Annotated in this window: 12 protein-coding genes; 6 read left to right on the top strand and 6 right to left on the bottom strand. The window is 45.2% G+C overall.

The window, feature by feature from the left end; translation table 11 throughout:
• Nucleotides 1-171 precede the first annotated feature (171 nt).
• The 5 genes from rnr (at nt 172) to NI455_RS03360 (ending at nt 6,770) form a co-directional block, all read left to right on the top strand.
• Nucleotides 172-2,619, top strand: a complete 2,448-nt coding sequence (gene rnr / locus NI455_RS03380) for a ribonuclease R (protein WP_253112401.1) — start codon at nt 172-174, stop codon at nt 2,617-2,619.
• 456 nt (nt 2,620-3,075) lie between these two features.
• A complete protein-coding gene (locus tag NI455_RS03375) occupies nt 3,076-5,130 on the top strand; it encodes a M3 family metallopeptidase (protein ID WP_253112445.1) in 2,055 nt (684 codons plus the stop codon).
• A 40-nt stretch (nt 5,131-5,170) separates the two neighbouring features.
• Entirely contained in the window at nt 5,171-5,380 is a 210-nt protein-coding gene (locus tag NI455_RS03370; RefSeq protein WP_171054337.1) for a YheV family putative zinc ribbon protein, read from the top strand.
• Between the two features lie 17 nt (nt 5,381-5,397).
• The gene (locus tag NI455_RS03365) at nt 5,398-5,832 is read left to right on the top strand and encodes a restriction endonuclease subunit S domain-containing protein (RefSeq protein WP_253112400.1); all 435 of its coding nucleotides are present in this window, start codon (nt 5,398-5,400) and stop codon (nt 5,830-5,832) included.
• Between the two features lie 56 nt (nt 5,833-5,888).
• Nucleotides 5,889-6,770 carry a DMT family transporter gene (locus tag NI455_RS03360; RefSeq protein WP_253112398.1) on the top strand — a complete coding sequence of 294 codons (882 nt, stop codon included), beginning with the start codon at nt 5,889-5,891 and terminating at the stop codon, nt 6,768-6,770.
• Between the two features lie 62 nt (nt 6,771-6,832).
• Here the strand turns inward: NI455_RS03360 and NI455_RS03355 are convergent, their stop codons facing one another.
• The 5 genes from NI455_RS03355 to NI455_RS03335 form a co-directional block, all read right to left on the bottom strand.
• Complete coding sequence (locus NI455_RS03355) at nt 6,833-9,115, bottom strand: TRAP transporter large permease subunit (protein ID WP_253112396.1); 2,283 nt, start codon at nt 9,113-9,115, stop codon at nt 6,833-6,835.
• A 197-nt stretch (nt 9,116-9,312) separates the two neighbouring features.
• Entirely contained in the window at nt 9,313-9,885 is a 573-nt protein-coding gene (rrtA, locus tag NI455_RS03350; protein WP_253112394.1) for a rhombosortase, read from the bottom strand.
• Nucleotides 9,886-9,952: 67 nt separating this feature from the next.
• Nucleotides 9,953-10,993: a hypothetical protein gene (locus NI455_RS03345; protein WP_004281480.1), complete on the bottom strand. Its 1,041-nt coding sequence runs from the start codon at nt 10,991-10,993 to the stop codon at nt 9,953-9,955.
• A 534-nt stretch (nt 10,994-11,527) separates the two neighbouring features.
• Entirely contained in the window at nt 11,528-11,914 is a 387-nt protein-coding gene (locus NI455_RS03340; RefSeq protein ID WP_253112391.1) for a hypothetical protein, read from the bottom strand.
• A complete protein-coding gene (locus NI455_RS03335; protein ID WP_004281484.1) occupies nt 11,907-12,164 on the bottom strand; it encodes an FAD assembly factor SdhE in 258 nt (85 codons plus the stop codon). Before NI455_RS03335 ends, NI455_RS03340 begins: the two co-directional genes overlap by 8 nt.
• 183 nt (nt 12,165-12,347) lie before the next feature.
• Between NI455_RS03335 and NI455_RS03330 the strand changes: the two genes are divergently transcribed.
• Nucleotides 12,348-13,520 (top strand): acyl-CoA dehydrogenase family protein, encoded by a 1,173-nt coding sequence (locus NI455_RS03330; protein ID WP_253112388.1) that lies wholly within the window; start codon nt 12,348-12,350, stop codon nt 13,518-13,520.
• A gap of 60 nt (nt 13,521-13,580) precedes the next feature.
• Here the strand turns inward: NI455_RS03330 and NI455_RS03325 are convergent, their stop codons facing one another.
• Nucleotides 13,581-15,071 carry a flavin-containing monooxygenase gene (locus tag NI455_RS03325; RefSeq protein WP_253112386.1) on the bottom strand — a complete coding sequence of 497 codons (1,491 nt, stop codon included), beginning with the start codon at nt 15,069-15,071 and terminating at the stop codon, nt 13,581-13,583.
• Nucleotides 15,072-15,208: the final 137 nt, after the last annotated feature.

The following is a 15,208-nucleotide window of genomic DNA, read 5'->3' as shown; positions in this document are numbered from 1 at the left end:
AGCAATTCCTCGATTTTTCGTGCATTTTGATGGCAAAAAAACTGCATAAATTTCCAGTTATCGAAAATTAACAGAAAATTGAAAACTTAAATGGATTATTGCAATCATTTACGTGCAGTCTGCGCACACATGTTTTATGCTAAACCTATCTCCTAAGATAAATTTAAAGACATGATGAAAAACTGGGTCGATCCTGAAGCAAAAGCTGAAGCCGAACGTTATGACAACCCTATCCCTAGCCGCACGCTCATTTTAGAAACCATCGAAAAGAACAATGCCCAGTCCCATGCAGACCTGGTCGAACATTTTGAAATTGCAGATCAAAAAAGTATTGATGCCCTGAGCCATCGTTTAATTGCGATGGTGCGTGACGGGCAACTGATGAAAGACGGCTACAAGTTTCAGATTGCCGTCGAGCAACCTGAATCCGAAGCGACGGTTTATATCAATTCCCGAGGGATGGGAACTGCCAACATTTCCGGCCAGGACGACCTATTATTGGCTGAGCGTGAACTGCGCCTGGTCTTTAATGGTGACCGCGTTAAAGTGCGTCAGACTTCGGTAGACCGTAAAGGTAAGGCCTGGGGCTACATTACGGAAGTTGTGCAGCATCGTGTCAAACAGATCATTGGTAAAGTGTCAGAGTATGATGGTGAATACTTTATCCAGCCAGCCAACCCGAATGCACATCAGCCAATTACCCTTGAAAAAGAACTGATTGAACATGCCCAAGTCAATCTGGGTGACTCGATTCGTGTGGCGATTGATACCTATCCGACCCGTGAAGAATTCGCGACTGGGCATATTGTGCAGTCCATGGCAGACAAGGCCGATACTGAAATCATCATTCCACAAACCATTTTAGAATATGGTTTGCCTTATGAATTCCCGGAAGAAGTTGTTAAAGAAGCCGAGAGCTTTAAAGAACCAACGGCCAAAGACCATGAATGTCGTGTGGATCTGCGTGATTTAGCCTTAGTTACTATTGACGGTGAAGATGCACGTGACTTTGATGATGCCGTTTATGCCGAAAAACGTCCCGGCGGTGGTTATCGTGTAGTCGTAGCCATTGCCGATGTCAGCCATTATGTGCGTCCAGGCAAACCGCTGGATGATGAAGCGCAGGAACGCGGGACGTCAGTCTACTTCCCGCACTTTGTTTTACCGATGCTGCCTGAAGCATTGTCGAATGGCCTGTGTTCGTTAAATCCGAACGTTGACCGCCTATGTATGGTCTGTGATTTAAAACTGTCACGTGCTGGCCGAGTCACCGGTTTTGAGTTCTATCCGTCTGTCATGCATTCCAAGGCACGTTTGACCTATGATCAGGTCGCACAGTATCTGGAAGGCGACAGCCAGGCGATTACCGAAGACCGTGAAGTTCGCAAGTCGATCAACACCCTGTTCCAGCTTTATCAAGTTCTTAAAGGTTTACGTGCTGAACGCCATGCCATGGAATTTGAAACCGTCGAAACTTACATGACCTTCGACGAACTGGGCGGAATTAAAGAAATTTTGCCGCGTAGCCGTAATGATGCGCATAAGCTGATTGAAGAATGTATGTTGCTGGCCAACGTGGCAGCCGCAGAATATGCATTGAAAAATGAAATGCCAATGTTGTACCGCGTGCATGAGCCACCTGAGTTCTCACGTATCCAGAAAGTCCGTGACTTCGTCAAGCTGCTGGGTTTGAATTTCCCGGAACAGCCGACTCAGAAAGATTATCAGGCGGTGATTGAAGCGACCAAAGAACGGATTGATGCACCAAGTATTCATGCCGTGTTATTACGCTCCATGATGCAGGCTTACTATGGTGCGAGTAATGCAGGCCATTATGGTCTGGCTTATGAAGCCTATACACATTTCACTTCACCAATTCGCCGTTATCCGGATTTGTTATTGCATCGTGCAATCAAAGCACATTTAAATAACAAGCCATCTCCGCTTTCAGGCGGTGCTTTAGATGAAGCTGGTGACCATTTCTCTGCCACAGAACGTCGTGCAGATGAAGCGTCGCGCTCGGTGACGACCTGGTTGAAATGTCATTATATGCAGCAGCATCTGGGCGAAGAATTTGTCGGCATTATTAGTGCAACGGCAGAATTTGGCCTGTTTGTCACGTTAAAAGATCTGTATGTCGATGGTATGGTGCATGTCAGCCAGCTAGGTGATGACTTCTTTGTCTTTGATCAAAGCAGCCAGAATCTGATCGGCCAGAACCGTGGTCAGGTCTTTGGTCTGGGTGATGAAGTCAAAATCAAGGTTGCCGGTGTCAATCTGGAAGAACGTAAGATCGATTTTGAACTGGTGCAACAACTCAGTCATGCCGGCCGTGCAGTTCGTGCCCGTGCACCGCGCGTGAGTGAGAAAAAACCAGTATCACGTCCAGCAGCGACAGAAGAAGTGTTTGGCAATAATGAACGTGAATCTAAATCCAACTTGAGCGCCGATGGAGAACAACCCATACGACGCAAAAAAGGAAAAGGAAAACCCAGCTCTTACAGTAAAAAGTCTGCTAAACCATCTGCAGGAAAGTCTGAAGCAAAGGTTAAAGATAAAGTAAAGAAAAAGGCCAAGGTCAAAAAGAAAAAGTCGAATGCAAGAGCCAAGACTGAATAATTTTTGATGGTTTAAAAAGAGCGCTACGGCGCTCTTTTTTCTTTTAAACCTTATCCAGAATAAATACGATTAGAGTAAAAATACTTACCGCATCGAATCATCAACTTAGATCAGTCTGATCAGGTACCTTCCCTATTTCTAAACAAAACTGACAGGAAAACTGCCTCCTATTTTGATCTACACTCAAGCAGTGAAATTCAAAAATCTGCAAAGACATATTTCCTATTTCTTTGAAACAGACTATGGAATTCTGCCTATTCTTAAACTATCTGTTTCGGAGTTTCAGCGAGCAACACCAATCAGTTGAACTATAACTCAACATTAGTAAAAGTAGCTTGGACATCATTGTGAACGAGATTGAATAAATCTCGATACCTCCTGCTTCAGAATAAATCACCGGTCAAGCTTGATTTCTCGATCAAGAAGCCTTACTTCTAGAACTAACACTGAAAATTAATTTGGCAGACCGACATGACTTTAGAAAAGGCAACTTTGCCTGTTCCGCAATTTGATCAGATTACGCTGGCTGAGCTAAAACAAAAAATTGAAAGCTGTATCGCTGAAGGGCAAAAGTTCCTGAATGAACTTACCGAAACACCTACTTCAGTACAGGAGCAGCTGGCTACTCTTGAACATGTCGACACACTTGAAAACAATATGAGTGAGTCTTGGGGCATCCTGTCACATTTAAATGCCGTGATGAACAATGCCGAAACCCGTGATGTCTATCAAGCACTCTTACCGGGTCTTAGCGAATACTATACGCAACTGGGTCAACATACGGCGCTCTATCAGACCTATCAGCATATTTATGATGCGTCGATTTATAATGAACTGCCGGCAGCGCAGCGAAGCGCCATTAAACTGGCCTTACGTGATTTCAAACTGTCTGGGGTGGCTTTGGAAGGTGAAGCGAAAAAACGTTATGCGGAAATTTCTGCGCGTCTATCCCAATTATCTTCCGACTTCTCCAACCATGTGCTGGATGCGACTCAAGCTTATTTCAGACCGCTGAATGAAGATGAGTTAGCGGGTCTATCTTCAAGTAATATTGAGCTGTTAAAACAATATGGTCAGCAACGCGAGCTGGATCAACCGGTGGCTACGCTGGATTTCCCGTCTTATCTGGCGATCATGACCCATTCAGAAAATCGTCCTCTGCGTGAAGAACTCTATAAAGCTTACACCACGCGTGCGTCAGATCAGGCTGAACAGAGCGAGTTTGACAATACTGCATTGATCGAAGAAATTCTCAGTCTGCGTCTGGAAATGGCAAAACTGCTGGGCTTTAATAATTATTCGGAATTGTCCTTAGCCAGCAAAATGGCACCAAGTGTAGAGGCAGTAGATGAATTCTTGCATGAACTGGCAGAACATGCCCGCGCACCGGCAGAGCAAGAAATTGCTGAACTGAAAGCGATTGCTGCTGAAGATGGCATCCGTGATCTGCAACCTTGGGACAGCGGCTATTATTCTGAAAAGCTGAAAATGCAGCAATTTAACCTGTCACAGGAAGCGCTGAAACCTTACTTTCCTGCACCGAAAATCCTGCAAGGTCTGTTCAGTATTGTGAATCGTCTGTATGGCATTCAGGTGATTGAACGTGAAGCGCCTGTATGGCATCCGGATGCACGTTATTTTGAACTGGAAGATCAGGGTCAGGTGATTGGCGGTTTCTATTTTGACCTGTATGCACGCCAGGGCAAACGTGGCGGTGCCTGGATGAGCGGTTTCCGTTCCCGTATGCAGACCACTGATGGCCTGCAAAAACCGATTTGCTATATGGTCGGTAACTTTACTCCACCTGTCGGCAATCGCCCTGCACTCTTGACCCATGATGAAGTCATCACCTTGTTCCATGAATTTGGTCATGGCCTGCATCATATGCTGACAGAAGTGGACAATATTGCGGTAGCAGGTACCCATGGCGTGGCTTGGGATGCGGTCGAACTGCCAAGCCAGTTTATGGAATTCTGGGCCTGGGATCAGGAAAGTCTGGATCTGCTCAGCGAGCACATTGAAACTCAAGAATCCTTGCCGGCAGAGTTGCTGAAAGCCTTACTCAATGCACGTTTTTTCCAGTCTGGCATGCAAACCCTGCGTCAGCTTGAATTTGCCCTGTTTGACCTCAGTATTCATCGTACCAATCCCGCTTTAAATGCAGCGCAGGTTCAGGCCATTCTGAATGAGATCCGTGAAAAGTATGCGGTTCTACCGACGACTGACTATAACCGTTTCCAGCACAGCTTCAGTCATATTTTTGCCGGTGGTTATGCAGCGGGATATTATTCCTATAAATGGGCCGAAGTTTTGGCCAGTGATGCCTTCGACCGCTTTGAAGATGAAGGTATTTTTAATATCACTACCGGAAAGCAGTTTCGGGAAAATATCCTCGCAGTTGGCGGAAAAGACACAGCACTTGACGCATTTATCAATTTCCGCGGACGCGAGCCAAAAATAGATGCATTGCTGCGTCATCAAGGTTGGACGAACCCCTCTAAAAACGCTTAAACTAGCTTTTTAAGTTGATCACAAGGTGAGTATGATGACCATTAAACGTCGTTTCATTGCAGGCGCAAAATGTCCAAAATGTCAGGCGTTAGATCGCGTCGTCATGCTGACCTCTGGTGAAGATGAATGGATCGAATGTATTGAATGTGGTTATGAAGAAAATCGTCCCACGCATGTTGATCAACCAGAAACACCAGCTGTTCCAGATGAAGTTGGCGTGATTCAGTTTAAACCTCGTTCAGTAAAATAAAAATCAAGGTTCAAGCTATGTCAGTAGAACAAAGAAATAACCCCAAACTTTTAATGGGGATTATGGGGGCTTTAGTTACTGTCGTTGTATTGGTATTGCTATATCAGTGGTTGAATGCCTCTTCCGGTGAAGCGGAACGCATGCATCAGGAAGATATTGCGGCTGTTCCGGCAGCAAAACCTGCGGCGAAAACTGAAGAAGATACGGCTGCAGCCAAAGCAGCTGAGGCGATCGAAGCTAAAGCACTGGTATCAGATCAACTGTTAGATGCACCGGTGCCGGAGAATGCCAGTTTTGCCAAAGAAGAAGTGGCTAAATTAGATGACATCCAAGTTCAGCTCAATGAACAAAAAGCCACACTGGATGCGCAGCATAGCGATGCCGACCAGTTGATTCAACTGAAAGAGGAACAGATTAAGTTACTTGAAGCACAACTTGCTCAACGCCAGTAAATCTCGACAGCATTTCAGCTAGAATATCGTCAGATCTTCTAGCTCAGTTGTTTTCCATGTCTGCCCCAGCCGCTCCGCATCTGCTTAAAGCCATTCTGTTACTGACCTGCTCTGCTTTTCTCTTTTCAGTCATGGGCGTGTGTATCCGTTATGCCTCGGCAACGGTTGATAATGCCACCGTGGTCTTCTTTCGCAATTTTGTTGGGCTGTTTATTTTCCTGCCCTTCATTTTCAATAAAGGCATTGTTTTTTTCAAAACTGAAAAACTATGGATGCACACCTGGCGCGCAGTGGTCGGCCTGACTGCCATGTACGGCTTTTTCTATGCCATCGCGCATTTAAAACTCTCCAATGCCATGGTCTTTACCTACTCTTCCCCGATTTTTATTCCACTGATTGCCTGGCTATTTCTCAAGGAAAAAATCACACCAAGCATGTTAGTCGCGGCTCTGATTGGTTTCATCGGGGTACTCTGTGTCGCCAAACCAGATTCGGGTTTAATTAACCTGATGTCAGTCATTGGTTTGAGTGCCAGCTTTCTGGCGGCGATGGCGTTTGTCACGGTTCGGGCACTGACTAAAACCGAGTCTCCGGAAAAAATCGTATTTTATTTCTGCTTTATTGGCACCCTGATTTCAGTGATTCCGATGTTCTGGCTATGGCGACCTTATACCCTGACAGAACTCAGCTATCTGATTACTGCCGGCATCCTGGCCAATTTCAGCCAACTGTTTATGTCAAATGCCTACAAGCTGGCTCCGGCAGGACAGATTGGACCGGTCAACTATGTGGCGATTTTCTTTGCCGGCATGTGGGGCTTTCTGTTCTGGCAGGAAGTTCCGGACCTCTATAGCGTGATTGGGCTGGGGCTGATTTTCTGTGCGATTCTATTGTGTAGCCCGATTCTACAAAAGCGCCTGAATTCATCCAAAATTTGATTAACGAATTTAAATCAAATAAATAAAAAAGCACCCGAAAGTGCTTTTTTATTGCTTTTCTTTTATTGATACCAGCCGAACAGCTTAAACATATAAGGCACATAGGCAATGATCAGCATCGCAGGCAGCAATACTATCATCGGCAAAATCCAGCGTTCATAACGGTAGTAGAAAGACAGATGGCGAACTTCCGCATCAGCTTCAGCCACCTCAGCATCGCCAATCGACTGTCTGGCCAGCAGATGATTCAGCGCAACCGGTGGCGTCACATAACCCAGCTCAAAACCAATCAGGGTAATCATCCAGAAATGTACCGGATGAATGCCATATTGATAGGCCACTGGAGCAACGGTCGCGGAAATCAGAATGACCGCGCCAAATGGATCCATGATCATCCCGACAAAAATCATCAAGCCGACAATCAGGGAAATCACCAGAATGGTACTGCTGATATCGGTCGGGAAGGCTTCCATAATTTCTATACGTTCCAGCAAGCCACCCACACTCACCGACAGTGCCATCAGGATGACCAAGGCACCAATATGCCCCACGGTCTCACTGGTCGAAATATGCATGGACTTCCAGAAACCGACCTTACGTAAAATTTCAGTCGCTTTTGAACGCTGCACAGCATGATCAACCACCAGTTCTTTGCCTGGTTGTTCGCTATGTTCAGCTTCACGATATTCTGCATTGGTCACGGCACCGGCTGTCGCCAGTTCAGGTGTCGATCTTGAGTTTAAAGTTGCGGTCAAAGTTTCATCCCAATGCCCCACTGCCGGCAACGGCGCAGGTTCATGACGCAACTTGTCGAACAAGACAATCATCAGCAGAATGACTGGCATCATCACCGGTGCGGTAAATTCATTCAGGTCAGTCGACAAGGCATATTTATAGAATAACCAGATCAGAATGAAAATCACGATATATGGAATAATCGCAATAAAGGCACGACCGGATTGAGGAGCAGCTATAGTTGGTGCGGCAATGCGGAATTTGTTTTCTGCAAAGAACAGGGAAATTACCAGGAATAAAGTCGAACTAAGCAGGAAGACATAAATCCCGTAGTGATAGAGCAAGTCGGTGGTGACTTCTTTATTCAGTGATGCCACCACGACAATCAGCAAGCAAGGACGTAAGACTACGCCCAGTGAACCGGACATTGCAGTGGCGGCCAGTGCAAACTGACGGCGTCCACCCGCATTCCAGACTTCCTTGTAAATAATCGCACCTGCGGCAATTACGAAAATTCCTGAAGCCCCGGTATAGGCGGTCGGTAATGCAGCTGCCAGCAAGATTAACCAGGTCAGGGTTTCAGGGGCCAGATTCCATGGACGCAGAATATTCAGGAACATGTCCACGACACGGGTCTGTTTCAGCAACATACCGGCCCAGATAAACAAGGCCAGATTCAGGAAGATACTAGAAAACTCCACCAATTGACCGAGGTAAATCCCCTGTCCCATTGGATAGTCCATAAAGAAGGTGAAATTTATTCCGGTGGTAATGGCCATATAGGCATATAGCGGTACACTCAAAAAGGCCAGACCAAAACTGCCGCCCTCACGCGTTGGTTTTGGCTGTTTGATCACCTGATACAGGCTAATCAAGGTGAGTGTGCTGAACAGAATCATCCACAGCCAGTAGATGTACTTCATTTCCCCCATCGGCACGCCCGAGTTCAATACGGACTGATATTGGCTATAGGATGAAAATGCCAGGAAAGCATTAGCGACCAGCATGGCGACCGAATAAACTTTAAAGTCGATACGCGTGCTCGGACTACGTAAGCCAATATGATGGGTTTTTAGGGTGGCACTGATCGCAGCAAAAACCACCATAATCACCAGAAGCAAAGCCCGGTTTTCCGTACCAAACTTGAAGATTCCAAAGAAAGAGGTTTCAAAGGTCCGATAAGCCCGAATACTTGGATGAGCTTGTACATGTTGAATGGCTTTATCATAGAACAGGTAGGATTCTTCACAAACCTGTTGTGCCTGTAATACCGCAGTACGGACATCCGCTTCCGAACGCACTCCGAAGAAATCGGCGTATTCATCGGCTGCATCGGCTTTCATCTGCTGCTGAACACGCTGATCGACATTGATATTGCGTTCACATTGTGGACGCGTCGGTTCAGCCCTTAAAAATGAATATTGCATTCCGGTTGCTGGATCGCCGTAAATACGCTCGCCCATACGCAGCAACTGGCCATGAATCATTTCCCCGGTGCCAATAATTAAAGTGAGCAAAAGTAAAACCAACACGACGAAGGTCGAGATCCACTCTGTCCATATATAACGCAACAGACCTAATCCTGATCTGTTTTGATCATCATTTTGCATGTGTATTCCTATTTTTATTTTAGCGGCCTGATGCTTGGTCTAGGACGCTGATCTTCCCTTTTGCCTCGAAAATTCCTTTTCAAAGGTCAGGATCTTTATTCTATGTTTTGACTTTGCATGAAAATTGGCACAATAAAAATGACAATTTATATTTTCTTTTTGTATTTTCTGCCAAGTAAATTATTTATCCCTGCACTTTAATTATCCCGAAAATAATTACTCACAATATAGATCAGCGCCAGAATCACACCCCAAATCACCCCAAGTAAATGTGCCTCAACCAAAACCGGACTGCCGATCAGCTGCGCCGTTCCGACATTGCCAATGGTGTTTTCCCAGACCAGTTTGACAAAAATCAAAAATAATACCAGCGCCGCAAAGCCGCGTTCCCGCTTATACAGCAAATGTACACAGGCTACGGCGACATAGGCACCATGCAGCACGCCCGACAGGCCAGCATAGGCTTCAATATTGGGTAAGAAAAAATAAAAGCTTAAACTGATCAACGGTGGCAAGATCAGCAAAATGGCACAGAAATGCCAGACGGTAGCGCGTGGAAAAATGAAAGGTAAACAGATAAAGGCGAGAATGTTTAGAAAGTAATGAATCCAGCTCACATGTACCCAGTGCGCTGTCCAGAGTCGCCAGAATTCACCCAGCAGACTCTCTTGCCAGTAGATAAAATGATCCTGAAAAATTTGCAGACATGCAGAGAGAGAGACAAAAGCCGCTAGAAAAATAATTTTTCGTCGAAAATGTTGATCTAGCATCGGCCTGTTGCCCTCCCTGACCATCTAATTTGACTTCATGCCTGAAGCTTCATGCATAGTATCTGCATTACAGATCCGCACTGAACAGATCATCGAGCTCGGAAGAACTGTCGGATTCATCCCAGAAACGTTGCATGCCATCATCGCCACTGCGTATACCGGTATTTTCTGTCCAGTAGCGATCCGATATACCACTGACCATAATTGCAGCCATACTATCGATCAGCTTGAATTGCGGATTCACCGGTTTTTCCTCGGTACGTGCCTGAGCAAAGGTTTTCAAGGCATCCCGAACTTTGGCATCATCACCACTGGCCTGAGCTGCGACAGCGTACAAGGCATGAGATAAACGTACACCTTTTTGCTCGCCAATTTGTGTAGATTGTTTTAATGTTTGGTAAGGGTCAGGCTTGCCTTCCCCTGCACCTGGCAATAAGGTCCAGATCACCGCACGGGTCGCATTGGGAGCACCCCAGAATTTCGCGTTATCCAGACACACCATGCCACGCTCGACCACGGCAGCAATATCTTTCGGTACATGCACTGCACCACCCGAGTTAATATCATTAGTCATGGCCTGCAAGCCACTGAGCATACCCAACAGATAAACCGTTTGCTCGATATCACTGTTCATGCGTGGGCATTCTTCACCCAGGGCTTTTTGGTATTTCTTTTCATAACGACTCTGGAACAGTTGATAACCGGTATATTGACGCTGTGCCGCCAGCGCCGCCCAGCGCTTCTGCTCAATTCGGGCATCTTGGGCTTCTGCCACCTGATTGGTTTTTGAAGCACGTAAATAGCGTAACTCGGCTTCAAGTGCTTTTTGTTCAGCACAAATACCGGCAGCCGAATACATCAGCACGGCCACCCGCGTTGGATCCGCCCCCATTTCTTTGGTCGCCATAATGGCCGGCGTTAAAGAATTCCCTGAATTACACACCATTTCAGCATCATCCATCGCTAAAATCGGCGGTACAATATGGTTTTCGGTGAAACCCAGTGCAACATTGGCACCGGTTTTAATGACCTGAGAACACCCCGTCAAAACTGTTGTTGTTATTGCAATGGTCGCCATACCTTGGCATATTTTACGGACGTCTGACATTTTCCTGTCCTCTATAATTGTGATTATGTCCATCTTTCTGCTAAAGATATCAGAAGCATTTTGTGAATAAAAGAGTATTTACTCTAATTTAGACGAGACACTTTGCCATTAAATAGCCGCGCTGCAATTGACTGTATTTAGAAGAATACCAAATTTTGGGCAAAAAAAAGTAGCATTGCGACGGTTCAGCACATGCTACTTATTAACTGTACAAGCAGAAAAATAATAAACCCTGCTTGATTAAGATGAAAATTTATCCTTCAACACTGTCCCGAGTCGTCCGATCACCAGCGTTAAAACAATCGCTACGATCAGAAACATCCATACTGGAAATTCCATTAAGGTCTCCCGTAGTTGCTGTTGGTGAGTTAAATGTACAGGCTAAAAATAAAACATAGGGAATAAATTGTCAGACAACTCCTCTAAGTCATGGATTAACCTTGATTTCTGTCTGACAATAAAAATAGGAATTTGGTCTAAATATTTGTTTTATGAGCATTTTAATTAAATCATTAAAATGCGTTTGTTTTACAACTAAATTAATTTAGTCAATAATTTTAAGGATTTCCATTGTTTGAAGGGCAATTGATCACACCAGATCAATAAAGGTCGCGCCTTGGCATGCTGGAAATACACCACAATATACGCCTGATGATCAATTACGTGACTAATACATACCCGACGGGTCGGTCGTGCTTTGGCGGTCAATGACCATTCACGTCCATCCAGATATTCAAACTGCTCAATCTGTGGCGTCTTGCGGTAAAACAGCTGATAAATCACCAAGCCTATGACAGCACACACTGCCCAAAGTGCAATCGGTAATAACTGATACAATAGATACATCAGCAGTGCAAAAATAAAAAACTGAAACGCCAATGCACACAGACTGCGTTTCAGCTTGAAGCAACGATTATCCATGAACGTAAAATTTAAGCTTCTTGATAAAATCTTTTAGTTCAGGACGCGGCGGCTCAGACACTTCCATAAACCAGTCCAGCAAATCCGGGTCTTCCTGCTCAACCAGCTCTGCAAACATCTGTTTTTCGAAAGGCTCGGCATTCAGGTAATGGTTTTTTACGTAGGGATCAAAATATACATCCAGTTCTTTTAGACCACGACGCGCACGATAAATCACTTTGCGCTCTTCTAAGCTAATGTCATCAGTCATCGAATTTCCCCCACTCGTTATAAACCCGAATAGTTTACCTGAAGCGCTGGCTGAATTTCGAGGGATTTCATAGAAATGACCAAAAGCATCAGCAGATTTAAGTCATTTGAACATTCCGCTCATTGCTGCTGATCTTGGCATGGCCTAAGTTAAACCAAACAGATCAAAATAAGGAATAACAAGATGCAATCTGCAGCCATTCGCCCACTCGCTCCGATGCTGCCGCGCCAACTCTTTACTGCCGAACATGAGGCTTTTCGCGAGACGGTACGTAAATTTTATGAGAAAGAAGTCATTCCACATACCGAGCGTTATGAAAGCCAGCAGCATGTAGATCGAGAGCTATGGAATAAAGCCGGTGAGCTTGGATTGCTCTGCGCTACCATGCCTGAGGAATATGGCGGATCTGGCGTAGACCGGTTGTATAGCATGATTTTGATTGAGGAACAGGCCTATGCCGGAGATTCAGCGACTGGGTTTTCGCTACATTCGGATATCGTCGCCAATTATCTGCTGAACTTTGGCAGTGAAGCTCAAAAACAGCAATGGCTGCCGAAAATGGCGTCTGGAGAGGTCGTCACCGCAATCGCCATGACCGAACCGGGAACTGGCTCTGACCTGCAAGCAGTGCGGACATCTGCTGTATTGGATGGCGACGACTATGTGATTAATGGTTCCAAGATTTTTATTACCAATGGCTATCTTTGCGATATGACGATTGTGGTATGTAAAACGGGCAATAATGACAAAGGTTCGGCCAATCTGTCATTGATTATAGTCGAAGCCGACCAAGCTGGATTTAGTAAAGGCAAGCCGCTGAATAAAATTGGCATGAAAGGTCAAGATACCTGTGAACTGTTCTTTGACAATGTTCGGGTTCCGAAAGAAAACCTGCTCGGTCCGGAAGGCATGGGTTTCATGATGCTAATGAAAGAACTAGCTTGGGAACGCCTGATTGTAGCGATTATCTGTCAGGCAGGTGCTGAAGCCGCTTTTGCCCACACAGTAAAATATACCAAGGAACGTCAGGCTTTTGGCAAGAGCATCAGCCATTTTCAAAATACCCGCTTTAAACTGGCAGAACTACGTACCGAGATCGATGTGTGCCGCGCTTATCTGGATCGCTGTATGCAGCTGCAACTCAAGCACGAATTAGGCGTAGATGCCGCTGCTGCGGCCAAATACAAGATTTCAGAAATGTACAGCAAAGTCGTAGATGAATGTCTGCAACTGCATGGTGGTTATGGTTATATGCTGGAATATCCAATTGCCCGGGCTTATATCGACAACCGTGCCAACCGGATTTATGCGGGTACCAATGAAATTATGAAAGAACTCATCGCCCGTTCAATTTAAAATGGATGCATAAAAAAGGAGTCTCTCAGGACTCCTTTTTCTGTATGCAAAAATATAAATTTAAGAGACCAAACGCGGTTTATGCTTTAAAGCATTGCTGTTTTTTCTAAATTTCAGCACCCCATCTTCAAACGAAGCCTGCTTGAGTTCCTTGCGGTCTGCCAGATAATTATTGCTGACTTTCCATGGAGCATGTTTACCCTGCTTTGGCATCACGTCTGCAGCTCGGGCAATATAACCCGAACTAAGACTACCCATGACGGTATCCTGAAGCAATTCACTCTGATCTCCCTGAGCAATCACCTGCGCATAACCTTGCTGATCCATATAGTTCAGCAGACGGCAAATATACTCAGCTGCAATGTCGACTTTAAGCGTCCAGGAGGCATTGATATAGCCAATAATCAGCGCCATATTCGGTATATCACTGACCATGATGCCTCTATACAGCATATGCTGTGAGGTATCGATAGGCTGACCATCCATCGTCGCCTGAATCCCGCCGAAGATTTGAATATTCAGACCCGTTGCAGAAACAATAATATCAGCATCCAGATGTTGACCTGATTTCAGCTGAATTCCAGTTTCGGTCAAGGTTTCTATCTGATCCGTTGCAACCGATGCCTGCCCTTCACGTAAAATTTCAAACAGATCCCCATCCGGCACCACACAGAGACGCTGATCCCAAGGTTCATAATTCGGGGTAAAGTGCTTCATGTCCACTTTACCTTTCAGCTGGAATTGCACCGATTTAAGCAAAAGTGATTTTAATAATTTTGGCTGTTTCTGTGCCAAAGCATAAATCCCGCGCTGCATGCCGATATTACGCGCACGTGTCAGCTTGTAGGCGACCTCCTCAGGCAGATATTTACGCATTTTTGAATAAATAAAATCGACCGAAGGCACAGAGGCAATATAAGTCGGTGAACGCTGCAACATGGTCACATGACCTGCTCCACCTTTGACCATCGCAGGAACCAAGGTAATCGCGGTCGCACCACTACCAATAATGACCACCTTTTTGCCTTTATAGTTTAAATTTTCCGGCCAATGTTGCGGATGAATAAACTCACCTTTGAATGCAGTTTGATTTGGAAACTCCGGCTGAAAACCCTGATCATAATTATAATAACCGGTACAACCCAGTATAAAGTTGGCGATCGAGATCTGCGTCTTACCCTGTGCGTCCACAATCTCTACTGACCATTTGCAGGTGGCAGAATCATAATTAGCACTCAGAACCCGATGCTGGAAATGGATTTTTGGCTGAAGTTTAAACTCTTCTACCACTTCAGCCAGATAATTTTTGATGGATGCGCCATCGGCAAGCACGCTTTCTTTCTTCCAGGGTTTGAAATTAAAACCAAAAGTCGACATATCCGAATCAGAACGGATTCCCGGATATTTAAACAGATCCCAAGTTCCACCAATACTTTCGCGGCGTTCAATAATCTCAAAAGAGCGTTGCGGACAATGTTTAGAAAGATGTGCTGCTAGACCAATCCCCGAGATCCCTGCACCCACAATTAAAATATCTACCTGCTTTTCCATGTTGTTCTTTTACCTAAGCGATGCTATCTGTTTTTATTAAATCACAAAACTGACAATACACAATGTCAAGTTCATTAAAAAGCCACTATTTTTTTATCTTTTCAGGCCAGATCAGTTATGTTGAACTCAATCACTTT

This window comes from Acinetobacter lwoffii (assembly GCF_024129435.1).
Lineage (GTDB): Bacteria > Pseudomonadota > Gammaproteobacteria > Pseudomonadales > Moraxellaceae > Acinetobacter > Acinetobacter lwoffii_F.
This window is presented reverse-complemented; position numbering and strand designations above follow the sequence as displayed.